Origin of the sequence: Devosia sp. LjRoot3, assembly GCF_964252865.1 — a bacterium.
Classification (GTDB): Bacteria; Pseudomonadota; Alphaproteobacteria; order Rhizobiales; family Devosiaceae; genus Devosia.
Genome location: NZ_CAXUPK020000004.1, coordinates 35,261 through 57,347, shown reverse-complemented (window position 1 = coordinate 57,347; position 22,087 = coordinate 35,261). Strand labels below are relative to the sequence as shown.

The window sequence follows — 22,087 nt, the reverse complement described above, 5'->3', positions numbered from 1 at the left end:
GCGCGAGAGCGATTGGCGCCGATGTGATGCCTTTCAGAGCGGTGGCAGCGTGGTCGCGGCGGCGGCGCTGATGCGCGCGATCAGGTCTTCGACGCGCTCTTCGCCACGCCTTTCCTTGAGCACATAGATGCCGGCAACATTGATGCGCGGCGGCTCCGACTGTTCCACCTCGAAAAGACCGCTTTTGGTGAAGGCGTCGCGCATCACATGTGTGTGTGTCAGAACGGCTTCGGTGGCGAGGGCATAGTCGATGCAGGCGGCGAGCGAGTTCGAGCGGAACGCATAGTGGGTGCGGTCGAAAACCGTTTCGACCCGCGTGCGCCGCCGCGAAATATCGAAGAAGCGCTCGTGCCGGCTCTCGGCCAGCGAGCTGATGATTTGCGGATACTCGTTGATCTCGGCGCGATTGCGCGGAACGCCGAGGAGCGGGTGTCCCTGGTGGACGAAATGGGCATTGTAGACCCGGCTCAAGGGGATGAAATCGGTGCCGATGCTGGGATTGAGTCCGTCGATTTCATGCGCGAGGAAAAGCGAAATATCGCCTGAGAGCATCTGGTCCAGAAGGCGCAACTGATTGCCGAGGCTAACCTGCACGGGGGCCTTGGGAAATTCGAGCTGATAGTCGATGACCAGATCCTTGAGGAACATGGCCCACCACGAATAACCCGAGCCCACCGTAAGCCCCCTTTCGGTGCCGCGCTGCTGGTCGGCAATGGCGCTGAGCGTATTGTCATAGAGCCGGTTCATCAGCCGGGCATTTTCATAGAGCGTTTCGCCATAGCGGGTCAGCCGCACGCCGCGCGAGGAGCGCTCGAAAAGCGGCGCGCCAATGGTCTCCTCAAGCTTGCGCATGTTGAAGGTGAGGGTGGGCTGGGTAATGAGCAGCGTCGTGGCGCCGCCGCTGAGCGAACCGGCATCGGCAACAGCCAGGAACTGGGTGAGCAACTTGTCCAAAACGACCTCCTCGGCGCGCTGCTATAGATTTGCTCTATAATATGCCGGGCAATTTTGTAGTTTTCCAGCAGACGATTTTGCGCCACTGTGCGTCAACGACAAAGGCCCCGGCGAGAATGCGCGATGCGCGCCGCCACTGGGCAAACCGGGAGGACAGCGCCAGGACGAATCGCGCGGCAATAGCTGCCACGGCGCGCTTCAGTCGCAAAAAATCTTCCATACAAGGATTGTTGCTCCGCGGCGCGGTCCTATGGTAAGGGGTAACTGGCTGGTTATTTGTGAAGAGAGGTTGGACGCAGAGCGTCAGTCACAGAGGTGTTGACAATGCGCTTGATCTGCTCACTGTAGTAACCGGTTGGTGATTTAGCGACGGGGAGGTCGCTGGTTCAATTTGCTCCGGAAGGCTGGAGCCTCAACTGTTCATGGGAGGAAACACATGACTTTTCGTATGGATCGCCGTCAGTTCCTGATGGGAACTTCGGCTCTTATGGCTGCCGGTGTCGCCGGCATCAGCCCCGCCTGGGCCCAGGCCGCCAATATGCGCCTGATCTTCTGGGGCGGTCAGGGCCGCGCCGATCGCACTTTTGGCGTCACCGATCTCTTCGAGACGGCAACGGGCAACAAGATCGAAGGCGAATTCCTCGCCTGGAACGATTACTGGCCCAAGCTCGCCACCCAGACTGCCGGCGGCAATGCCCCTGACATCATCCAGATGGACTATCGCTACATCGTCGAATACGCCAAGCGTAACGCCATTGCCCCGCTCGACGAATTCGTCGGCGGCGCTTTGAAGCTGGACGGCTTCGACGAAGACCAGCTCGAAGGCGGCAAGGTCGACGGCAAGCTCTATGGCATCTCGCTCGGCGCGAACTCGGTGGCGACCCTGGTCAACACCGTGGCCTTCCAGGAAGCCGGCGTCGAGCCCCCGACCAATGACTGGACGCTCGACGACATCATGACCAAGGGTGAAGCCTTCGCAAAGGCCAATATCCGCAATGGCATGAAGATGATGTCGGACGGCTCCTATACCGAGCCCATGCTCGACAACTGGCTGCGCCAGAAGGGCCTTGCGCTCTATACCGCTGACGGCAAGCTCGGCTTCGGCGCCGATGAAATGACCGAGTGGTTCAACCTCTGGAAGACCTTCCGCGATGCCGGCGTGATCGTGGCCCCGGATGCGCAGGCCCTCGACACCGGTCCGCTCGAAACCACCATGCTCGTTTCGGGCAAGTCGGCTCTGATGCCGTCGAACTCGAACCAGCTCGTCGGCTTCCAGGCTCTCGTGCCCGACAAGCTCGACATGGTCGGCTATCCGCGTCTTGCGGCTGGCGTTGGCGGCGGTCACTACCGCAAGCCCTCAATGTTCTTCTCGGTCTCGGGCACGTCTGCGGCCAAGGAAAAGGCTGCCGAATTCCTCAGCTTCTTCATCTCGGATCCGGAATCGGCAAAAATTCTCGGCGTCGAGCGTGGCATTCCCTGCCTGCCCGAAACCCGTGAAATCGTTGCCCCGACCCTTGATGAAGCCAACCAGATCGCCCTGAACTTCGTGGCGAACCTGGGCGACCTCCTCGGCAAGCTGCCGCCGCCGCCGCCGGCCGCCGCCGGTGAAATCGACCTCTCACTGCTGCGCGTCATCGGCCAGGAAGTGGCCTTCGGTGCCCGTACGCCGGAAGATGCTGGTCCGTACTTCGTCTCCGAAGCCACGGCCATTCTCGAACGCGCGAGCTGATTTTTCGCAAAAGCCACGCGCCCCATTGGGGTGCGTGGCCGATTTTCGGTTTCAAGGGCCGCTGCGCTGCACGGGAATGCCCTTGCACAGTGACACCGGCCGCTACCGGCCCTGCCCTTGTATGACCAGGTGACGAGCGCCTGGGGAGGACGAGCTAAGCATGACAATGCAACACGTCGCGACGTCGTCGCCGACAGAGGTGGAAAAGCCTTCCGTCTGGCGACGCATCTGGCAACAGGATGCCCCCGGCTACCTGTTTCTCCTGCCCTGGTTCATCGGCTTTTTCGGGCTGACGCTCGGGCCGATGATCTCTTCGCTCTATCTGAGCTTTACCCATTTCGACCTGTTGACGGCGCCCCGCTGGGCCGGCGTCGACAACTATGTCCGCATGTTCACCAATGACCCGAAATTCGCCGCCTCCATGCGGGTGACGATGTTCTTCGTGGTCTTCTCGGTACCGCTGAAGCTTGCCTTCGCGCTCGGCGTCGCCCTGCTGCTCAATCGCGGCATGAAGGGTCTCACCCTCTATCGCTCGCTGTTCTATCTGCCGAGCCTTCTGGGCGCTTCGGTCGCCATTGCCATTCTCTGGCGCCAGATCTTTGCCGCTGATGGCCTCGTCAACAAGTTCCTCTCCCTCTTCGGCATTATCGGGCCGAGCTGGATTTCGAACCCCAATTATTCGCTCTGGACCCTGATCGTGCTTTCGATCTGGCAGTTCGGTTCGCCCATGATCATTTTCCTCGCTGGCCTGCGCCAGATTCCGCAGGACATGTATGAGGCCGCTTCCCTTGATGGCGCCAGCAAATGGCGCCAGTTCTGGAAGATCACCCTGCCGCTGCTTACACCGGTCGTCTTCTTCAACGCGATTATTCAGACGATTGAGGCCTTCAAGAGCTTTACGCCGGCCTTCATCATCTCGGGCGGCACGGGCAATCCGATCAATTCGACCCTGTTCTATACGCTCTATCTCTACCAGGAGGCGTTCGGCTTCTTCCGCATGGGCTATGCCTCGGCTCTGGCCTGGGTGCTGTTGGCGCTCGTCGCCGTCTTTACCGCCTTCTCGTTCCTCACCTCGAAATACTGGGTGCACTACGATGACTGATGCCCCCATGAAATTGACCGTTGTCGGCGCCGAAGCCCCGATCTGGCGCAAGCGCCTCCTGTCGGTGGTGAGCCATGGGCTGCTGATCGGTGCGTCGATCCTGATGCTCTATCCGCTGCTCTGGATGCTCGCGGCCTCCTTCCGGCCGGAAAACGAGATTTTTACCTCGGCCAGCATCATCCCCTCCTCTTGGAGCATCGATGCCTATATCCGCGGCTGGAACGGGCTGAGGACGTCGTTCTCGGTCTTCTTCACCAACAGCTTCATCATCTCGACCCTGTCGGTGATCGGCAATGTCTTTGCCTGTTCGCTGGCCGCCTATGCCTTTGCCCGCCTCGAATTCCGCGGTCGCAAGATCTGGTTCGCGCTGATGCTGATGACGCTGATGCTGCCCTATCAGGTGACGCTGATCCCGCAATATGTGCTGTTCCGCCAGCTCGGCTGGGTCGACACCTTCCTGCCGCTGGTCGTGCCCCGCTTCCTCGCCGCCGATGCCTTCTTCATCTTCCTCATGGTGCAGTTCTTCCGCGGTATTCCGCGCGAACTGGATGAAGCTGCGATGATGGACGGCGCCGGCCCCTGGCGCATCTATTGGAAGATCATGCTGCCGCTCTCGACCCCGGTCCTGGCGACGGCTGCCATCTTCACCTTCATCTGGACCTGGGACGACTTCTTCGGTCCCCTGATCTACCTCAACCGGATGAGCGACTACACGGTGATGCTCGGCCTCCGCACTTTTACGGACTCCACCGGCATGTCGGACTATGGCGGGCTCTTCGCCATGAGCGTCCTTTCCATCGTGCCGATCTTCCTCTTCTTCCTTGTTTTCCAGCGCCTGCTCATCGAGGGCATCGCGACTACCGGTATGAAGCGTTAAGCCTATGTCAGACTTGAAATTCGCCGCCATCGGCATCAACCACGCGCACATCTATGGGCAGGTCGACTGTCTCAAGCGCGCGGGCGCCCAGTTTGTCGCCTTCCACGCCGTGGAAGACGACCTGGCCGCCACGTTTGGCGCCAAATATCCGGAAGCGCGGCGCGTGTCAGATCCGCGCGCTATTCTGGAAGACGCGTCCATCGGCATCGTCGTGACCGCCGCCATTCCGGGCGATCGCGCCGATATCTGCCTTGCCGCCATGCGCCACGGCAAGGACGTGCTCACCGACAAGCCGGGCATGACGACCCTCGCCCAGCTTGACGAGATCAAGCGCGTGCAGAAGGAAACGGGCCGCATCTTCTCGGTGCTCTATTCCGAGCATTTTGAAGTGCCCGCGACCGTCGAAGCGGGCAATCTCATTGCCAAGGGTGCCATTGGCGAAGTGATCAATACCGTGGGCCTTGGGCCGCACTCGCTGCGCCTCAACAACCGTCCCGACTGGTTCTTCACTCGCAATCGCTATGGCGGCATCCTCACCGATATCGCCAGCCACCAATTTGAACAGTTCCTGTTCTTCTCGAACGCCAATGATGGCGATGTGACCTCTTCGAGCGTCTACAATCGCAATCATCCCCATCGCCCGGGCCTCCAGGATGTTGGCGACGCCCATGTCCGCACCGAGCGCACGACCGGCTATATCCGCGTCGACTGGTTCACGCCGGAAGGCCTGCCGACCTGGGGCGACGGGCGCCTGACCATTTTGGGCACCGAGGGCTATATCGAGCTCAGGAAGTATGTCGACATCGCCGGCCGCCCCGGTGAGGATCACCTGTTCCTCGTCGACAAGAAGGGCGTGCAGCATATCGACTGTTCGCAGGTCGACCTGCCCTTCGGTCGCCAGTTCCTTGATGACGTCAGGAACCGCACCGAGACGGCTATGCCGCAGGAACGTTGCTACAATGCCATGAAGATGGCGCTGACTGCCCAGGCCAAGGCCGAACAGGGTACGGAGTGGGTGAAATGAGCCGCGTTCTTAACGTCGCCGTCGTCGGTTGCGGCATCGGCCGTTCGCACATCGTCGAGGGCTATCTGCCCAACTCGGACAAGTTCAAGGTTCTGGCGCTCTGCGACCTCGACCCGGAGCGCCTCGCCAAGATCGGTGATGAATTCGGCGTCGAACGTCGGATCACCAATTTCGACGACCTGCTCACCATGGACGATATTGACGTGATCGACGTCTGCACCCCGCCGGGCGTGCATTTCTCCATGGTCACCAAGGCGCTCGCCGCCGGCAAGCATGTCGTCTGCGAAAAGCCGCTCGTCGGTTCGCTTCAGCAGATCGACGAGATCGTGGAAGCCGAAAAGTCGGCCAAGGGCAAGCTGATGCCGGTGTTCCAGTATCGCTTCGGCGATGGCATCGAGCAGGCCAAGAAAATCATCGATGCCGGCATCGCTGGAAAACCCTATGCCGGCACGGTCGAAACCATGTGGCGCCGCGAGGCCCCCTATTATGCTGTGCCGTGGCGCGGCAAGTGGAAGACCGAACTGGGCGGCGTGCTCATGGGCCACGCCATCCACCCGCACGACATTTTTACCTATTTGATGGGCGATATTTCGCGCGTCTTTGGTCGTGTGGCGACGCGCGTCAACCCGATCGAGGTGGAAGACACGATCTCCGCCTCGCTCGAAATGAAGAGCGGGGCGCTGGCGAGCCTGACGGCGACTTTGGGTTCGGTGGATGAAATCACCCGCATTCGCCTGCAGTTCGAAAACGTCACTATCGAGAGCGACCACGCCCCCTACAATCCGGGCAAGGAACTCTGGAAGATCCTGCCGCGCAATGACGAGGTGAAAGCCAAGATCGATGCGCTGCTGGCCAATTGGCAGCATGTGCCGAGCCGCTTCCAGACGCAGATGGCGCGCTTTTACGATGCCATCGACGGCAAGATCCCGCTGCCGGTGACCTCAGCCGATTCCCGTCGCTCGCTTGAACTGGTGACGGCGTTCTATCATTCCTCTTCCACCCACCAGGAGGTCGTTCTGCCCCTGGGCCCCGACCACCCGCTCTACCAGAGCTGGGTTCCGGCCGAGTTCCGGTAAGATTTAGGAGAACACCCATGGCGACCAGCATTCAACTCCGCCAGATCAAGAAATCCTACGGCGACGTGGCCGTGATCCATGGCGTTGATCTCAATATCGAACCCGGTGATTTCACCGTCTTCGTCGGCCCTTCGGGCTGCGGAAAATCCACGCTGCTGCGCATGATTGCCGGGCTGGAGCCGATTACCGGTGGCGATCTGATCATCGATGGTCAGCGCATGAACGAGGTCCCGGCGGCCAAGCGCGGCATCGCCATGGTCTTTCAATCCTATGCGCTCTATCCGCATATGAGCGTTTACCAGAACCTCGCCTTCGGCCTTGAAACGGCAAAGATGCCCAAGGCCGAGATCGACAGCCGTGTGCAGCGCGCGGCCGCCATCCTCAAGATCGAGCCACTGCTCAAGCGCAAGCCAAAACAGCTGTCGGGCGGCCAGCGCCAGCGCGTTGCCATTGGCCGCGCCATCGTGCGCGAGCCGAAGATCTTCCTCTTCGACGAGCCGCTGTCGAACCTTGACGCCGAACTGCGCGTCGCCATGCGCGTGGAAATCGCAAAACTGCACAATGATCTGGGTAACACCATGATCTATGTGACCCACGACCAGGTCGAAGCCATGACCATGGCCGACAAGATCGTGGTGCTGCGGGCCGGCATCATCGAGCAGGCCGGCGCCCCGCTCGAGCTCTATAACAATCCGCGCAACCTCTTCGTCGCCGGCTTCATTGGGTCGCCGAAAATGAATTTCCTCACCGCCACCGGTGATGGCGAAACGGTCAAGACCGCGAGCGGTTCGCTGCCGCTTGGTCGTTCGGCGACCGGCACGGCGACGCTGGGCGTTCGTCCCGAGCACATCACCATCGTCGAGGGCTCGGGCGCCAAGTTTGCCGATCTGCGCGTCGATCTCGTCGAAAATCTCGGCGGCCAGACGGTGGTCTACGCGACCACCACCGACGGCCAGGCCCTGACCGTGGTGCTCGAAGGCCAGCGTCACGTCGAACTGGGTTCGACCGTCCCGGCCTATATCGATCCGGCCAAGGCGCATGTGTTCAATGCCGAAGGCATTGCCATCCGCTAACATCTGCCGTCATCGGAGAAATACCGTGTGATCCCCGCGCAAGCGGGGATTTCCGTTTTGGCGGCTTCCTCCCTCGTGCATACTGGCGCCCAAGAGGAGGATTTTCGCATGCCGCAGGTTGTTTCCAAGGATGGCGTCACCATCGGCTATGACGCGACCGGCAGCGGGCCGGCCATAATCCTCGTCGCCGGTGCCACCCAGTATCGGGCGGTGGACCGGGTGACCCCGATACTGATCGGCCTTTTGGCGCAGCATTTTACCGTCATCAATTTCGACCGGCGCGGTCGCGGCGACTCGAGCGATCAATGGCCCTATTCCGTGGCGCGGGAAGTGGAGGATATCGCCGCCCTGCTTGAGGTTGCAGGCGGCGAGGCCTTTGTCTTCGGCATGTCCTCGGGCGCCGTGCTGGCCCTGGAAGCCGCGGCTGCCATGCCCCGCAAGATCAAGGGTCTGGCGCTCTATGAACCGCCGATCGATCCCACTAGATCCAGCGACACCTATCGCGACGAGCACAAGCAGATGGCCAAGCAGGCAGCCGAGGGTCGTGCCGCCGAGATGATGAGCGATTTTCTCCTCGGTGTCGGCATGCCCGAAGAAGCGCTGGATGGGTTCAAGGCGAGCCCCGCCTGGCCGGCCTTTGCCGCCGTCGGCCTGACCCTGGAACACGACTACCGCATTCTCGCCGATGCCCGCGCCGGCGAGACACCGCCCGAGCGCTGGCAGAACGCCATCATGCCGGTGCTGGTGCTCGACGGAGACAAGAGTTTTCATTTCATGGCGGCGGGAGCCGATTGGGTGGCATCTGGCCTCCACAATGTCGAGCGCATTACCCTGGCCGATCAGAGCCACGAATATGACCCCAATATTCTTGCGCCGTTACTGACCGTATTTTTCCAGCGCGGTTCGGTCCAGGTTCACTAGGCGTATTTTTTGCCGCCTGGCCGACGGGAACACCAGCCCCCTCGCCGTCTGGCCTATGCGCCGACCTTTCCAACGGGGGCGAGAGGCTCATCCCGCCGGAAAAACGCGGGCAAAGCAGCCTGGGGTGGCGAGTTGTGACAATTTTTCGAATTTTCTTGTCTTTCGCCTGATGCGGAAAATTTGCGGATTTTGTGGTTTTCGGATCATTCCTGCGCGGTTCTGATCGCCTTGCTGGTCATCGCTGCCTGTTAACTCATTGGCATGGTTGGGTATGAGGGGGAAATGGTGCTGCGCATCGAGTCCTTCATGGGGCGAGTTTGACTGGATTTGACGCAGCTCGGCGCCTGTAGCGCGTGGTTTGAAGGCCATTGACAAGCTCGGGTTCCGTACATAATCGTTAGTAATCGCAAGAAATCGAAAATAACAAAACGATCTTGCGGCCGCTGCGGGAGCGCGCGGGAGGATACGGAAAGTTTTATGGCCAGACTGGTCGCGCCCGGAATGCACCCGGTGCGCGAGGCAGAAAACGCGTCCCTACTTCCCTAAACGCCTCGCGTTTCGTGGGTTGACCGGCTGGAGGGCTGGCGACCGGCAAAGGAGGAAAATATGGTTCGGCTTGGCCGTTCTTTGATGGCGTCTGTCCTTGGCGTCATGTTGACCACTACCGCATTTGCGCAAGGCGCCATGACCGATGTCGGCACGCCGCGCAGCGAAACGCTGATCGTGCAGACCTTCGATGGTCGTGCCGCCAACGCGTCCGCGCAGAACCCGATGAACTCCTATGCCATCTGGCGCGGTTTCCGCGAGCTTGGCTGGAGCTGGCTGTGGGAAATGGACACCGCCACCGGCGAATCCTATCCCGAACTCGCCGCCGGCCCCGTGGAAGTGCTCAATGACGAGCATACCCAGTTCCGCGTCAAACTGCGCGAAGGCGTCTACTGGAGCGACGGCGTCGAATTCACCGCTGACGACGTCATCTACTCGCTCGATACCTACACAAAATATCGCAGCCAGCTTGGCCGCGTGGCCGTGGTCGCCAATTTCGTCAAGAGCTGGAAGCAGGTCGACAAATATACGTTCGAGGTGGAAACCTCCCGTCCGTCCTTCGATTTCCAGACGGTGATGGGCGTCTATACCTGGGGCAGCCAGTTCGTCATCGTGCCCAAGCACATTTTCGAGCCCCAGGGCGACCAGGTCGTCACCTTCCAGAACACCAATGCGGTGACGCTCGGGCCCTATAAGATCAAGGAATTCGATCCCAACGGCGCCTGGCAGCTGTGGGAACTGCGCGAGGACTGGGAACGCTCCGGCTGGGGCAATCTCGGCCAGCCCAAGCCAAAATTCGTGCTCTACAAGGATTTTGGCGCCGAAGAGACGCGCGCTTTGGCCTTCGTGCAGAACCAGTATGACGTCGACACGTTCATGAGCCCGGACTCGATCCAGGCCGCCAAGGGTCGCAATCCCAATATCGAAAGCTTCTCCCCGACCTTCCCCTATCACGACATGAACGACGCCTGTTCCTATGGCGTCTATATCAACCTGCAGAAGGCGCCCTACGACAAGCCCGAAGTCCGCTGGGCCCTCGCGCTGGCGCTCAACATGCAGCAGGTCGGCATTTCCTCGATGAGCGGCCAGTTCAAGGCCGGCGCCCTGCCGCTGGCAGATACGCCGATCACCGGACCGCTCTATTATGAACCGCTCCAGTCCTGGCTCGAGGAACTGACGCTGGCCGATGGCTACAAGCCCTACAACACCAATTTTGGTGCTGAACTGAGCGATGCGCTGGCAGCGCAGGGCGTCGATGCCTCGCAACTGCCGACGGGCGATGCCGTGGAAAAAGGCTTCGGCATGGGGTGGTGGAAGCACGACCCGGCCCAGGCAGCAAAGCTGCTGGAATCGGTGGGCATGAAGAAGGGTGCCGATGGGTTCTTCGCGCTTGAAGACGGCTCGCCCTGGGTGATCGAATTCGTCATCCCCGGCGACTGGAACAAGGTCATCCAGCGCATCGGCTTCTCGATTGCCGATAGCTGGCGCCAGGCCGGGTTCAACATCAACACCCGCCAGGTGGACAATGGCGAATGGACCACGGTCCAGAACACCAATGCCCGCAACGAGCTGATGATCAACTGGGGGCAGTCGTGCACCTATAACGTCAACTGGCAGAATTCCTGGCGCCAGTTCGATGCCAAGTATGTGCTTCCGGTCGACTCGACCGATGCGCTCAACGGCAACATCATGCGCGTCACCGACCAGCGCATCTTCGACATCGTGGCCGATAGTGCGCAGCTGCCGACCGACGATCCGCAATTCCTCGCCAATGGCCAGGACATTGCAAAATACCTGACGGAAGACATGCAGATGATCAATCTCATGAACATTCCGACCACGATCCCGACCAACAAGACCTATTGGACCAACTTCCCCAAGCAGGACAATTTCTACGCTGCGCCCTACACCTGGTGGAGTTCCTTCAAGAAGACGGTCGTGTCGATCGAGCCGACCGGCCAGCAATAAGCGACTTGCGGGGCGGCCAATGTCCTCCTGGCTGCCCCGCTTCTTCTCTCTCGGTCACGTCGATTGGGTTCTCCCAACCTCGATTGTCGCCCCGGCCCCCGGATCAAGTCCGAGGGTAAACCGCGGGGCCCATCTTGAGATCTCAGGATGGATCCCGGCCCTTGCCGGGATGACAGCCGGGGGAGGAGACGGCACAACGCCACTTGCCCCGAAAGCGACGTGTAGGTTTTTGCGAAGGACTGACAGATGGGTGTTCTCGCCTATGTCGCCAAGCGGTTCGGCCTCTATCTCGCCGTGCTGTTTATCGGGCTGACCATAACGTTCATGCTGCCCCGCCTCATGCCGATCAATCCGGTCGACGGCTATATCGGGCAGATCCAGAGCCGCGCCAATGGCACGCTCACCCCCGAGGCCATCGAGGAAATGCGGGCCAACCTTGAAGTGCTCTATGGCCTCAAGGGCGACATCCTCACCCAGTATTTTTCCTATTTGAAGCGCGTCGTCATCGACTTCGATTTCGGCCCGTCCTTCACCTATTACCCCACCGAAGTCTCGACCATGATCGTCACGGCGCTGCCCTGGACGCTGGGGCTGCTGCTGACCTCGACCATGATCGCCTGGCTCCTGGGCAATATGGTCGGGCTCGTTGCCGGCTACTTCCACAAGCACAAGGCCGCTTCGGTGCTCGAATTCGTCGGCATCCTGCTCTACCCGATCCCCTACTATATTCTGGCGGTCACGGTGCTGCTGCTGCTGGCCTATGTCTTCCCGATCTTCCCGCTCTCCCCGACCTTCCCCGTGGGCGAGATGACCTGGGCCAAGGTGGGCATGATCATCTACAATTCGCTGCTGCCGGCGATCACGCTGGTGCTCGCAGGCTTTGGCTGGAACATTCTCTCCATGAAGGCCCTGGCGGTCGCGACCACCGAGGAGCCCTATGTCACCTATGCACGGTTGAAGGGCGCTTCGAACTGGACGCGCATGACGCGCTATGTGTTCCGCAATGCGCTCCTGCCGCAGGTGACGGCGCTGGCCCTGTCGCTGGGCATGATCTTTAACGGTGCGCTGCTCACCGAGATCATCTTCTCCTATCCCGGTATCGGCCTGATCATGCGCACGGCCGCGACGGGCGGCGACTACAACGTGCTCTATGGCGCGATCACGCTCTCGATCCTGGCCGTGGCGACGGCCGGCCTCGTCATCGACCTCATCTATCCTCTCCTCGACCCGCGGATCCGCACGAAATGAGCATGGACATCAACAATGCCGATCCGGTGGCGCTGGTTGTCGCGCCGCCCGTCGCTGGTAAACCCGGACGCAGGAAGGGCGGCCTGCTCTGGCTGCTGAACGCCCGTCTCGCCGTGGGTCTCGTCATCCTGCTCGTCATGGGGCTCGGCAGTTTTATCCTGCCTTACTTCGCGCCGGCCGATCCGTCGGTCCAGGCCACTTACATGCGCAATCTGCCCATGTCGGGCGTGCACTGGCTCGGCACCAATGCGCTGGGGCAGGACATTTTCTGGTTCCTGGTCTTTGCCATCAAGAACTCGCTGATGCTCGGCATTCTCGTTGCCGTCGGTGTGACCATTGTCGCGACCATTGTCGGCCTCAGCGCCGGCTATATCGGCGGCGCCTTCGAGCGCATCGTGATGCTGTTCGTTGATACGTTCATCACCATCCCGCTCTTGCCGATCCTGATCATTCTCGGCGCCCTGATCCGCGGCAACACCTCGTTCTTCACCGTCGGGCTGATCATCATCATTTTCGGCTGGGCCTGGGATGCGCGCACCGTCCGCGCCATGGCGCTGTCGCTGCGCGAACGCGAATTCATCAACATGGCGCGGTTCTCGGGGGCCAATACCGTCGACATCCTCGCCAAGGAAATCTTTCCCTATGTGTCGGCCTATATCCTAGTCGGCTTCATCAACACGGTGCTCTTTGCCATCAATACCGAGGCGACGCTGGCGGTGATCGGCCTGTCCAAGGTGGAAGTGCCAACGCTCGGCTCCATCATCTTCTGGGCCCTGAGCTACAATGCTCTGTTCACCGGGCAATATCCCTGGATCGTGGCGCCCATCGTCGCGACCGTTACCCTCTTCCTCGGGCTGTTCCTGACGTCCACAGGGTTCAATCAGGCCTTTGCCAGCAAGCGTGGTGTGTCATGATCCGGCTCAACGATCTGAAAATCAGCTATCGCATCGGCGGAAGGACGATTGATGCCGTCGATGGGGTGACCCTGACTATTCCGGACAATTGCGTCGTCGGCATTGCCGGCGAATCCGGCTCCGGAAAATCGACGCTGATGAAGGCGATCTATGGCGATATCCAGTCGCCCATGTCTCTCTCCCGCGGCAGTATCGACTACGGGCTCAAGGGCGCGGACGGCAAAGCCATCACCGCCGAGAACGTGCGCAAGGAATGGTTCAAGTCCATTTCCTATATTCCGCAATCCTCGATGAACTCGCTCAATCCAGTGATCCGCATTCGTGAGCAGTTCGTGGATTTTCCGGGGACCGACAGCGACAAGAAGCGCGTGCTGGAACGGGCGCGCGCTTACATCGGAAAACTTGGGCTTCCCCCGGAAGCGATGGACTCCTATCCGCACCAGCTTTCTGGCGGCATGCGGCAGCGCATGATGATTGCGCTCGCCACCTTCTTCCAGCCCGAGCTGATCATCGCCGACGAGCCGACTACGGCGCTCGACGTAGTGGTGCAGAAGGACATTCTCATGCTGCTCATGGAGCTGCAGGAGGAGATGGGTAATACCATCCTCGTCGTCTCGCATGACATGGGCGTCCACTATCAGGTCACCCACAAGATGCTGATCATGTATGCCGGGCGCGTCGTTGAGTATGGCGATACCGACAGCGTCTTTGCCGACCCGCAGCACCCCTATACCAAGATGCTGATCGACTCTCTTCCCACCATTGGCGACGACAGCATGCGCGGCGTCATTGCGAGCCAGGCCGGGGCGGGCGGCGACCGCGCCTATCGCGTCGAACCCAACCTCATCGAAGTAAAGCCGGGGCACTTTGTGGCCCAGCCGGCGCGGCAAAAGGAAGGAGCTTTGGCATGAGCGTCATTCTCCAGACCGAAGGTCTCAACAAGATCTACCGCCTCGGCGGCTTCATGCGATCCAAGCCGATCCAGGCGCTCAACGACGTCAACATCACCGTCGAGAGCGACAAGCCGGTGGTCATCGCCATTGTTGGCGAATCGGGTAGCGGCAAGACGACGTTGGCCAAGACGCTGCTGCGGCTGGAAACGCCGACCAGCGGTCGGGCCATCGTCTATGACCAGGTTGTTGCCGGGCAGGGCGCTATTCCCTCCAAGAAGGATTTTCTGGGATTGGTACAGCCGATCTTTCAAAATCCCTTTGAGGCGTTCAGCCGCTATCGGCCGGTGGATGTCTATCTCGAGGAGACGGCGCGGCGCGTGGCCGGTATGGATGGGATCCAGGCCGAGAATGCGGTGACCGAGGCGCTCAAAAATGTCGGCCTCAACTATGAAGAGGTGCGCGGCAAATATACGGCCCAGTTCTCGGGCGGTGAATTGCAGCGCATTTCGGTGGCCCGGGCGCTGATTCCGGACCCGAGGCTGATTGTCGCCGACGAGCCCGTGTCGATGATCGACGCCTCGCGCCGCATGATCATCATCAACCTCTTCAAGCGGCTGCGCGACGAGGCGGGGCGGAGTTTTGTTTACATCACCCACGATCTCGCCACGGCCTACTACATCTCTGACTATGTGGCGGTGATGAACAAGGGCCGCGTCGTCGAGTTTGGGCCGGCGCGAAAAGTCATGTCGGACCCCAAGCACGACTATACCCGCCTGCTGCTCAGCTCCATTCCCACGACCACCAGCCGCTGGCGCGAGCGCAAGCGCATCGCCAGCTAGTCGAAATTTCAGAACCACTCACTTTCAGACTACGGGACAGCAAGATGACCAATTCTGCTTCTGCCAACGGCGCCGCGTCGCTGTGGGCGACGTATGAACTCACCCTAAAAGGCCCGAGCGCGGGCAATCCATTTCAGGATGTCGACCTGCGCGCCACCTTTAGCCAGGGCGACCGACTGGTGCGGGTGAACGGCTTTTATGATGGCGAAGGCAATTACAAGCTGCGCTTCCTGCCGGATACGACCGGCACCTGGACTTATGAGACCAGGAGTAATGTTTCGGCGCTCGATGGGGTGAGCGGTAGCTTTGAGGTGGGTGCGGCGAAGCCCGGACATCACGGGCCGGTGCGTGTCTCCAACCGCCACCATTTCCGCTATGCCGATGGGAGCCGCTACATCAATATCGGCACGACGGCCTATGTCTGGAACCTGCAGGGCGATGCGCTTGAGGAAGAGACGCTGCAGACGCTGAAGGATGGTCCCTTCACGAAAATCCGCATGTGCGTGTTCCCAAAGCACTATCGCTACAATCAGAACGAGCCCGAGCGCTATCCCTTCCCCTTGGTGAAGAAGGGATCAAGCGAATGGACCGGCCGGTTCGGCGGCGACTATGGCTGGGCATTCGATTTCTCTCGCTTCGAGCCGGATTATTTCCGCCACCTCGAAAAGCGCATCAACCAGCTCGCCGAGATCGGCGTCGAAGCTGACCTGATCATCTTCCATCCCTATGACCGCTGGGGTTTTTCGAAGATGAGCCCCGCCGAGGATGACGCCTATCTGAAGTATCTCGTGGCTCGATTGGCGGCACTGCCGAACGTCTGGTGGTCGATGGCCAATGAATATGACCTGATGCCGTCCAAGACGATGGCGGACTGGGATCGGTTCATCCACATTACCTCGGACAATGACCCCTTTGGGCACCTCTTGAGCGTGCACAATTGTTTCGCCTTTTATGACCACAACCACCCACGCATCACCCATTCGAGCATTCAGCGCTCGGGGGCCAATCAGTCCTCGCTGTGGCGGGAAAAGTACGGCAAACCGGTCTCGATCGACGAGTGCTGCTACGAGGGCGACATTGCCGAGCTCTGGGGCAATATCTCGGCCAAGAAGATGGTTCGGCGGTTCTGGGACGGCACCGTCAATGGCGGCTACGTCACCCATGGCGAGACCTACTACAATGACGAAGAGAACCTCTGGTGGGCCAAGGGCGGCAAGCTGATCGGCGAAAGCGTCGAGCGTATCGCCTTCCTGCGCAAGATTCTTGAAGAGGGTCCGGATGAAGGGCTCGACCCCGTCAAATCGACCGGCGCCTATCGCACTACCATCGCTGGCGGGCTCGACAATGTCGTCCTCGCGCAACTGTTCCAGCCGACGCCGGGCGAAGAGGACTGGTCGCGGGTGCAGGCCTGGTTCGCCACGGCCGGCCAGCCGCATCGCTACTACCTCACCTATCTCGGCGAAAACCAGCCCAATGAATTCGCCGTAGCGACCCCGCCGGGCGAAAAATACTCGGCGACGCTGATCGACACCTGGGAAATGACCGAGAAGACGCTGGCCGAAAGCGTCGAGCGCGGCGATATCCTGCATTTTTCGCCAAAGCCCTACCAAGCCCTGTTGTTCAAGCGTGTGGACGGAGAATGACTATGTCTACAACAGCGCAATGGGATGTGTTTGAGGCCAGCTTTTCCGGTCCCACGGGCGGTAATCCCTTCCTCGATGTGACGCTGGAAGCTTTCTTCCAGCAAAAGAGCCGCGTCGTGCGCGTGCCGGGCTTTTATGACGGCGAGGGCAGTTTCCGCGTTCGATTCATGCCCGACAATGAGGGCGAGTGGACGTTTTCGACCAAGTCCAACGTGGCGGAGCTGGACGGCAAGACCGGCAGTTTCACGGCCACAGCGCCACGTCAGGGCGTGCATGGCCCGGTGCGGGTCGCCAACAAGTTCCACTTTGCCTATGCCGACGGCACGCCGTTCCTGTCCTTTGGCACTACCTGCTACGCCTGGACGCACCAGCCGCTGAGCGAACAGGCCAAGACGCTCGAAACGTTGAAGCAGACGCGCTTCAACAAGATGCGCATGGGCGTCTTTCCCAAGGACTATCCCTACAACGTCAACGAGGCGCTGCACGACGTCTATCAGAAGGGCGCCGACGGCGAATATGACTTCGACCGGCCCAATCCCGAGAGTTTTCGCCATTTTGAGAACCAGGTGAAGGCACTGGGGGAGATGGGTATCGAAGCCGATATCATCATCTTCCACCCCTATGATCGCTGGGGCTATTGCGACATGAGCGAGGCACAGGACTATGCCTATGTCCAGTATCTCGCCGCGCGTCTTGCGGCCTATCGCAACGTCTGGTGGTCGCTCGCCAACGAATACGATTTCCTCCTCAACACCAAGCCCATGCACCAGTGGGAGCGCTACTTCCATATCCTGGAAGAGAACGACCCCTATGGGCATCTCCGCTCGATCCATAATGGCGACCCGGAAGCCAATTACGATCACAGAAAGCCCTGGGTGACCCATGTCTGCATCCAGAACTGGGACGTGAAGCGCACCGGCGAATGGCGGCTGGCCTATGGAAAGCCGGTGGTCAATGACGAGCCCGAATATGAGGGCAATATCATTCAGGTCTGGGGCAATATTTCCGCGCAGGAACTGGTGCACCGCTTCTGGATCACCGCCATGCGAGGTGGCTATACCGGGCATGGCGAAACCTTCTCCAATCCCGACGATCTCATCTGGTGGGCCAAGGGCGGGGAACTGCATGGCGAAGCCTGGAAGCGCATCGGCTTCCTGCGCGATCTCATGGAAGAGGACGCCAGGCATGGTTTTGAACCGATCGATCCGCAGACGCGCTACCCTTGGAATCGCGTGTCCGGCGCACGAGATGGTGACACGACCATCATCTACTTTGGTGAGCACCAACCGGTGATCTGGGCGGCGGGCCTTCCCAAGGACGATGGAAAATATCAGGTGGACCTGATCGATACCTGGAACATGACCGTCGAGCCGGCAAAGATCGTCCCGGCGCCGCAGAATCATCCCACCCGGCACGGGGCGGTGGTGATGCAGCGAAAACCCGATGCCGCTTTTGCAGTGGAACTGCCGGGCCGCCCACATCTGGCGATCCGCATTCGCCCGGCCTGATTTTCAGGAATCTGGGCGACCATGTCGAAGTCTCCCGCGTTGAACCGTCTTGAAGGCAGGCGCCCTCGAGGCGGTTCAACAGGAGGAACAGATGAAGGTCACCCAGCATCTCTGGTTCGAGAAGGATATGGACGCGGCGATCAAGTTCTATACGTCGCTGATTCCGGGCTCGAAGATCGAATGGGTCTCGGCCATTCCGGCAGATAATCCCAGCGGCCCGGCCGGCAGTGTCGGCATGGCCGCCTTCACCATTGGCGACCAGCGCTATATGGCGATCAATGCCGGCCCGCTTGACCCGTTCAACCACAGTTTTTCCATTATGGTTGAATGCGACACCCAGGCCGAGATCGACCGGCTCTGGGATGCGCTGAAAGAAGGCGGCGCGACCGAACAATGCGGCTGGCTGCGCGATCGCTGGGGCCTTTCCTGGCAGATTGCGCCGAGGCAGCTCGGCGAACTGATGATGGACCCTGATCCTGCCGTGTCGAAGCGCGTGACTGAAGCCATGCTCAAGCAGGTGAAATTCGACATCTCGGCGCTCGAAGCGGCGGCGAGGGGATAGTCGCTTCAATTTCGGTGATTGCCGACACCCCCACCCGGCCTCCTCCATCAAGGGGGAGGTGGAGGGCTGGAGGTTTTGACTGCATCTCGCCAAGCACTCGATGCGGCACCTCCCCCTTGATGGGGGAGGATGGGTGGGGGTGTGGGGAGCCACTGCTCAAGCGGTATAGCCTACTTCGCCGGCAGTCTTGCGAGCCAGGCCTGCATCTCGCGGATTTCCACCTGCTGGGTGGTGATGATCTCCTGGGCGAACATCTTGATCCAGGGATCGGTGGCGAACTCCTGCGCCACCTTGGCCATTTCGACCGCGCCCTGATGGTGCGGAATCATCGAGCACACGAAGGCAGTCTGGAAATCCTCGGCCGTCATGCCGCGCATCATGTCCGAATGCATCGGCTCCATGGTTTGCAACAGCGCGGCATGGCTCTCATCGGCATGGGCAGCCATCATGTCGATATGCTCCTGCATGGACATGCCGCCGTGATCGGCCATGTCATCGCCGCAGACCGGCGGCAGCGGCAGCACGGCGACCGCCTCGGCCGGCTGATCCCGCACAAGGAGTGCGCCGACAAAGGCTACAGCCAGCACGCCCGCAGCGCCCCATTTCATGACGTCCATTTCGAAGACTTCTCCGATTTCGTTTCGGCCATGACTATGGACCAGAAAATCTTGGACGGTTTGATCAGGATCAAAGATGCGCGTCAGATGCATGTTTACCTCGACATCGACTGCAGCTGTTGCAGAACCGATGGAGTGCAAAGTGACAACGCATCTCGAAAACGTAGCCGAAGACCGCGGGGGGCGCGGCCTGAAGCGCTGGCTCGCTCTCGGTCTGCCCCCTGTTCTCGCGCTGATGAGCCTGGGCGCCGCAACGCCGGCCTATGCGCACGTAAAATGGTTCGCCCCCTATGTGGTTGGCGCCTCGCCCGCGCCGATCACCGGCACGCTGACCAATTTCTGGTTCTGGCTCGGCATCATCCTCGTGCTGGCTTTCTTTGCCGTGACGGTCGCCGTCGAGCGCAGCAAGCTTGGCACCACCATTGGCGGGGCGCTCGATTGGGCCAGCGCACCGCTCTGGACGCGCTCGGACGATTTCATGCGCGCCATTATCGGCGGCTTCTTCGTTGCCATCTTCGCCGTCGGCGGCGTTTATCTGACGCCGGACCTGCAGACGCCCAATGAATGGGTATCGTGGCTGCAATTGCTGATCGCGCTGCTGGTGTTTTCGCGCCGCACCATGCCGCTGGCTGCGGCCGGCATTATCGGGCTCTGGGTCATTGCCCTCAGGGACTATGATTTCTTCCACCTGCTCGACTATCTGGCTCTGGGCGTCGGCGTTGCCGGCTATCTGGTGCTGGCCAGCAATCCCGAAGGCAAATGGTACCAGCATCGCTTCGCCGTGCTGCGCTGGGGCGTTGCCATCGCGCTGATGTGGTCGAGCCTTGAAAAGTTCGCCTATGCCGAATGGTTCTATCCCCTCGTGGAAGAACGGCCCTTCCTGACTTTCGGCATGCCGCGTGATGCCTTCATCCCGATGGCGGGTGTCGCCGAGTTCACCATGGGCTTTGGCCTCCTCTGGACGCCGCTGATCCGCCGGCTCTCGGCTGTGGCGCTGATCATCATCTTCACCGCCGCCGTCTATCCCTTCGGACGCATCGACCTTGTGGGCCACGCCCTGATCATGGGCACGCTGTTCCTGATCGCCGCCGATCCCATGCCTTCGGGGCCGCGGGTGAAGAGCCTCGTGCCGGCCATCGCCGCGGTGCCGGCGGGTCTGCTCGCCGCTATGGTGATCATCGCGGGCAGCTACTGGGGTCTCCACGCCGCCTTCTACGACTACGACACGGCCAATCCGCCCGTGGCGCCGAGCGGTGAACTCTTGACGCACCGGCCCAATGCCGAGAACCCGCATGGCATGACCATGCCCTCGGCCCAGCCCCAGCAATAGAATCACCGGCAACCCCGCTCCGGCGGGGTTGCTTTCTTGCGAGGGAGGCAAGAATGCGCCTGACCCAGTTCACCGACTATGCCTTGCGCCTGCTGATGGTTCTGGCCAGCGAGCCGGACCGGCGGGTGACCATCCAGCAGATCTCCGAGTTTCACGGCATTTCCCGCAACCACCTGATGAAGGTCGCCAGCCGGCTTGCCCGTGCAGGCATCCTCAGTCCCAGTCGCGGCCGCAATGGTGGGCTGGTGCTGGCACGACCGCCTGAAGAGGTGCGGGTCGGAGACGTCATCAGAGCCTCCGAACCTGATTTTGCCCTCGTCGGCTGCATGGCGGGCGAGCACTGCGTCAACACCCCCGATTGCCGGCTGACCGGCGTGCTCAACACTGCGCTGGCCGATTTCCTGGCATCGGCCAATCGCTATTCGCTGGCCGATATTGTTTCACCCTCAAGCCCGTCGCGCCTTGCCCTTGCGCCCAAACCGGCTTAGGCCGCCGGGATAGTCAGGCCACGTTGCACCGCGGGGCGCGCCAGGCCGCGTTCAAGCCAGGCGGGCACGTGCTTGAGCGTGTCGAAGGCGACGAGGTCGCGCGCACCATAAAAGCCGATGAGATTGCGCACCCAGCCCAGCGTCGCGATATCGGCGATGGAATAGTCATCCATGATCCATTCGCGCGCTTCGAGGCGCCTTTCCAGCACTTCGAGCAGCCGCCGCGATTCCACGCGGTAGCGCTCGAGGGGCCGCTTGTCCTCAAATTCCCGCCCGGCGAATTTGTGGAAGAAGCCGACCTGGCCGAACATCGGCCCGATCGCCGCCATCTGGAAGAAGAGCCACTGGATGGTTTCGTAGCGGCGGAGCGGGTCGGCGGGGAGGAAGCGCCCGGTCTTCTCGGCCAGATAGAGCAGAATGGCGCCTGATTCGAAGAGGGCCAGCGGTTTGCCGCCGGGGCCGTGGGGATCGATGATCGCCGGAATTTTGCCGTTCGGGTTGAGCGACAGAAATTCGGGCGTCCAGGTCTGGTTCTGGCCGATATGAACGGCATGGGCCTCATAGGGCAGGCCCAGTTCCTCAAGCATGATCGACACCTTCACCCCATTGGGCGTCGGCCAGGAATAGAGCTGCAGGCGATCGGGATGGATCGCAGGCCAGCGCTGGGCGATGGGAAAACTCGACAGGTCGGTCATGAAGGGTCTCGCATTCTCTGGGCTCAAGGCGCGCCAGCTAGATCGCGAGTCGGGCGCCTCGGCAATGGTGCGAGAGATCA

General features: G+C 60.8%; 21 protein-coding genes. 17 read left to right on the top strand and 4 right to left on the bottom strand.

Annotated elements, in window-relative coordinates; translation table 11 throughout:
- Window positions 1-33: 33 nt before the first annotated feature.
- Complete coding sequence (locus ACSQ2A_RS14865) at window positions 34-954, bottom strand: LysR family transcriptional regulator (protein WP_295413616.1); 921 nt, start codon at window positions 952-954, stop codon at window positions 34-36.
- Window positions 955-1,390: 436 nt separating this feature from the next.
- Between ACSQ2A_RS14865 and ACSQ2A_RS14860 the strand changes: the two genes are divergently transcribed.
- The 7 genes from ACSQ2A_RS14860 (at window position 1,391) to ACSQ2A_RS14830 (ending at window position 8,756) form a co-directional block, all read left to right on the top strand.
- The gene (locus ACSQ2A_RS14860) at window positions 1,391-2,683 is read left to right on the top strand and encodes an ABC transporter substrate-binding protein (protein WP_436072872.1); all 1,293 of its coding nucleotides are present in this window, start codon (window positions 1,391-1,393) and stop codon (window positions 2,681-2,683) included.
- Window positions 2,684-2,843: 160 nt separating this feature from the next.
- Window positions 2,844-3,785, top strand: coding sequence for a carbohydrate ABC transporter permease (locus tag ACSQ2A_RS14855; protein WP_295413621.1), 942 nt, complete (start codon window positions 2,844-2,846; stop codon window positions 3,783-3,785).
- A 7-nt stretch (window positions 3,786-3,792) separates the two neighbouring features.
- Window positions 3,793-4,662 (top strand): carbohydrate ABC transporter permease, encoded by an 870-nt coding sequence (locus ACSQ2A_RS14850; protein WP_295413624.1) that lies wholly within the window; start codon window positions 3,793-3,795, stop codon window positions 4,660-4,662.
- Window positions 4,663-4,666: 4 nt separating this feature from the next.
- Window positions 4,667-5,686 carry a Gfo/Idh/MocA family protein gene (locus tag ACSQ2A_RS14845; protein ID WP_436072871.1) on the top strand — a complete coding sequence of 340 codons (1,020 nt, stop codon included), beginning with the start codon at window positions 4,667-4,669 and terminating at the stop codon, window positions 5,684-5,686.
- Complete coding sequence (locus tag ACSQ2A_RS14840) at window positions 5,683-6,762, top strand: Gfo/Idh/MocA family protein (protein WP_295413629.1); 1,080 nt, start codon at window positions 5,683-5,685, stop codon at window positions 6,760-6,762. The genes ACSQ2A_RS14845 and ACSQ2A_RS14840 overlap by 4 nt, the downstream gene beginning before the upstream one ends.
- Before the next feature lie 17 nt (window positions 6,763-6,779).
- Complete coding sequence (locus ACSQ2A_RS14835) at window positions 6,780-7,835, top strand: ABC transporter ATP-binding protein (RefSeq protein ID WP_295413632.1); 1,056 nt, start codon at window positions 6,780-6,782, stop codon at window positions 7,833-7,835.
- Window positions 7,836-7,943: 108 nt separating this feature from the next.
- On the top strand, window positions 7,944-8,756 hold the full coding sequence (locus ACSQ2A_RS14830) for an alpha/beta fold hydrolase (protein WP_436072870.1): 813 nt from the start codon (window positions 7,944-7,946) through the stop codon (window positions 8,754-8,756).
- An 87-nt stretch (window positions 8,757-8,843) separates the two neighbouring features.
- Here ACSQ2A_RS14830 and ACSQ2A_RS14825 read toward each other — a convergent pair whose 3' ends face one another.
- Complete coding sequence (locus ACSQ2A_RS14825) at window positions 8,844-9,125, bottom strand: hypothetical protein (RefSeq protein WP_436072869.1); 282 nt, start codon at window positions 9,123-9,125, stop codon at window positions 8,844-8,846.
- A gap of 285 nt (window positions 9,126-9,410) precedes the next feature.
- On the opposite strand from ACSQ2A_RS14825, the gene ACSQ2A_RS14820 reads away from it, so the two are divergent.
- The 8 genes from ACSQ2A_RS14820 to ACSQ2A_RS14785 all read left to right on the top strand — a co-directional run bounded on the left by ACSQ2A_RS14820 (window position 9,411) and on the right by ACSQ2A_RS14785 (window position 18,877).
- Window positions 9,411-11,270 (top strand): ABC transporter substrate-binding protein, encoded by a 1,860-nt coding sequence (locus ACSQ2A_RS14820; protein WP_436072868.1) that lies wholly within the window; start codon window positions 9,411-9,413, stop codon window positions 11,268-11,270.
- A 246-nt stretch (window positions 11,271-11,516) separates the two neighbouring features.
- Window positions 11,517-12,518 carry an ABC transporter permease gene (locus ACSQ2A_RS14815; protein ID WP_436072867.1) on the top strand — a complete coding sequence of 334 codons (1,002 nt, stop codon included), beginning with the start codon at window positions 11,517-11,519 and terminating at the stop codon, window positions 12,516-12,518.
- Window positions 12,515-13,432: an ABC transporter permease gene (locus ACSQ2A_RS14810; RefSeq protein ID WP_436072866.1), complete on the top strand. Its 918-nt coding sequence runs from the start codon at window positions 12,515-12,517 to the stop codon at window positions 13,430-13,432. Before ACSQ2A_RS14815 ends, ACSQ2A_RS14810 begins: the two co-directional genes overlap by 4 nt.
- A complete protein-coding gene (locus ACSQ2A_RS14805; RefSeq protein ID WP_436072865.1) occupies window positions 13,429-14,343 on the top strand; it encodes an ABC transporter ATP-binding protein in 915 nt (304 codons plus the stop codon). Before ACSQ2A_RS14810 ends, ACSQ2A_RS14805 begins: the two co-directional genes overlap by 4 nt.
- On the top strand, window positions 14,340-15,164 hold the full coding sequence (locus ACSQ2A_RS14800; protein ID WP_436072864.1) for an ABC transporter ATP-binding protein: 825 nt from the start codon (window positions 14,340-14,342) through the stop codon (window positions 15,162-15,164). The genes ACSQ2A_RS14805 and ACSQ2A_RS14800 overlap by 4 nt, the downstream gene beginning before the upstream one ends.
- A 44-nt stretch (window positions 15,165-15,208) precedes the next feature.
- Window positions 15,209-16,807 carry a DUF5060 domain-containing protein gene (locus tag ACSQ2A_RS14795; protein ID WP_436072863.1) on the top strand — a complete coding sequence of 533 codons (1,599 nt, stop codon included), beginning with the start codon at window positions 15,209-15,211 and terminating at the stop codon, window positions 16,805-16,807.
- Window positions 16,804-18,315, top strand: a complete 1,512-nt coding sequence (locus tag ACSQ2A_RS14790) for a DUF5060 domain-containing protein (protein WP_436072862.1) — start codon at window positions 16,804-16,806, stop codon at window positions 18,313-18,315. Before ACSQ2A_RS14795 ends, ACSQ2A_RS14790 begins: the two co-directional genes overlap by 4 nt.
- Before the next feature lie 91 nt (window positions 18,316-18,406).
- Window positions 18,407-18,877, top strand: a complete 471-nt coding sequence (locus ACSQ2A_RS14785; protein ID WP_295413655.1) for a VOC family protein — start codon at window positions 18,407-18,409, stop codon at window positions 18,875-18,877.
- Window positions 18,878-19,047: 170 nt separating this feature from the next.
- On the opposite strand, the gene ACSQ2A_RS14780 is transcribed toward ACSQ2A_RS14785, so the two are convergent.
- Window positions 19,048-19,494, bottom strand: coding sequence for a DUF305 domain-containing protein (locus ACSQ2A_RS14780; protein ID WP_295413658.1), 447 nt, complete (start codon window positions 19,492-19,494; stop codon window positions 19,048-19,050).
- Between the two features lie 142 nt (window positions 19,495-19,636).
- Here ACSQ2A_RS14780 and ACSQ2A_RS14775 point away from each other — a divergent pair, with 142 nt between their 5' ends.
- Together ACSQ2A_RS14775 and ACSQ2A_RS14770 are read left to right on the top strand one after the other, a co-directional pair.
- Window positions 19,637-20,824 (top strand): hypothetical protein, encoded by a 1,188-nt coding sequence (locus ACSQ2A_RS14775; protein ID WP_295413660.1) that lies wholly within the window; start codon window positions 19,637-19,639, stop codon window positions 20,822-20,824.
- Window positions 20,825-20,877: 53 nt separating this feature from the next.
- Window positions 20,878-21,312, top strand: coding sequence for an Rrf2 family transcriptional regulator (locus ACSQ2A_RS14770; RefSeq protein WP_436072861.1), 435 nt, complete (start codon window positions 20,878-20,880; stop codon window positions 21,310-21,312).
- On the opposite strand, the gene ACSQ2A_RS14765 is transcribed toward ACSQ2A_RS14770, so the two are convergent.
- Window positions 21,309-22,007 carry a glutathione S-transferase N-terminal domain-containing protein gene (locus tag ACSQ2A_RS14765; protein ID WP_295413662.1) on the bottom strand — a complete coding sequence of 233 codons (699 nt, stop codon included), beginning with the start codon at window positions 22,005-22,007 and terminating at the stop codon, window positions 21,309-21,311. The two genes, ACSQ2A_RS14770 and ACSQ2A_RS14765, sit on opposite strands and share 4 nt — an antisense overlap.
- Window positions 22,008-22,087 lie beyond the last annotated feature (80 nt).

Excerpts from the sequence above, each read along its gene's own strand:
- ACSQ2A_RS14860 (WP_436072872.1), top strand. The coding sequence starts at position 1,391 with ATGACTTTTCGTATGGATCGCCGTCAGTTCCTGATGGGAACTTCGGCT.
- ACSQ2A_RS14855 (WP_295413621.1), top strand. The coding sequence starts at position 2,844 with ATGACAATGCAACACGTCGCGACGTCGTCGCCGACAGAGGTGGAAAAG.
- ACSQ2A_RS14850 (WP_295413624.1), top strand. The coding sequence starts at position 3,793 with ATGAAATTGACCGTTGTCGGCGCCGAAGCCCCGATCTGGCGCAAGCGC.
- ACSQ2A_RS14845 (WP_436072871.1), top strand. The coding sequence starts at position 4,667 with ATGTCAGACTTGAAATTCGCCGCCATCGGCATCAACCACGCGCACATC.
- ACSQ2A_RS14840 (WP_295413629.1), top strand. The coding sequence starts at position 5,683 with ATGAGCCGCGTTCTTAACGTCGCCGTCGTCGGTTGCGGCATCGGCCGT.
- ACSQ2A_RS14835 (WP_295413632.1), top strand. The coding sequence starts at position 6,780 with ATGGCGACCAGCATTCAACTCCGCCAGATCAAGAAATCCTACGGCGAC.
- ACSQ2A_RS14830 (WP_436072870.1), top strand. The coding sequence starts at position 7,944 with ATGCCGCAGGTTGTTTCCAAGGATGGCGTCACCATCGGCTATGACGCG.
- ACSQ2A_RS14825 (WP_436072869.1), bottom strand. The coding sequence starts at position 9,125 with ATGGCCTTCAAACCACGCGCTACAGGCGCCGAGCTGCGTCAAATCCAG.
- ACSQ2A_RS14815 (WP_436072867.1), top strand. The coding sequence starts at position 11,517 with ATGGGTGTTCTCGCCTATGTCGCCAAGCGGTTCGGCCTCTATCTCGCC.
- ACSQ2A_RS14810 (WP_436072866.1), top strand. The coding sequence starts at position 12,515 with ATGAGCATGGACATCAACAATGCCGATCCGGTGGCGCTGGTTGTCGCG.
- ACSQ2A_RS14805 (WP_436072865.1), top strand. The coding sequence starts at position 13,429 with ATGATCCGGCTCAACGATCTGAAAATCAGCTATCGCATCGGCGGAAGG.
- ACSQ2A_RS14800 (WP_436072864.1), top strand. The coding sequence starts at position 14,340 with ATGAGCGTCATTCTCCAGACCGAAGGTCTCAACAAGATCTACCGCCTC.
- ACSQ2A_RS14795 (WP_436072863.1), top strand. The coding sequence starts at position 15,209 with ATGACCAATTCTGCTTCTGCCAACGGCGCCGCGTCGCTGTGGGCGACG.
- ACSQ2A_RS14790 (WP_436072862.1), top strand. The coding sequence starts at position 16,804 with ATGACTATGTCTACAACAGCGCAATGGGATGTGTTTGAGGCCAGCTTT.
- ACSQ2A_RS14785 (WP_295413655.1), top strand. The coding sequence starts at position 18,407 with ATGAAGGTCACCCAGCATCTCTGGTTCGAGAAGGATATGGACGCGGCG.
- ACSQ2A_RS14780 (WP_295413658.1), bottom strand. The coding sequence starts at position 19,494 with ATGGACGTCATGAAATGGGGCGCTGCGGGCGTGCTGGCTGTAGCCTTT.
- ACSQ2A_RS14770 (WP_436072861.1), top strand. The coding sequence starts at position 20,878 with ATGCGCCTGACCCAGTTCACCGACTATGCCTTGCGCCTGCTGATGGTT.
- ACSQ2A_RS14765 (WP_295413662.1), bottom strand. The coding sequence starts at position 22,007 with ATGACCGACCTGTCGAGTTTTCCCATCGCCCAGCGCTGGCCTGCGATC.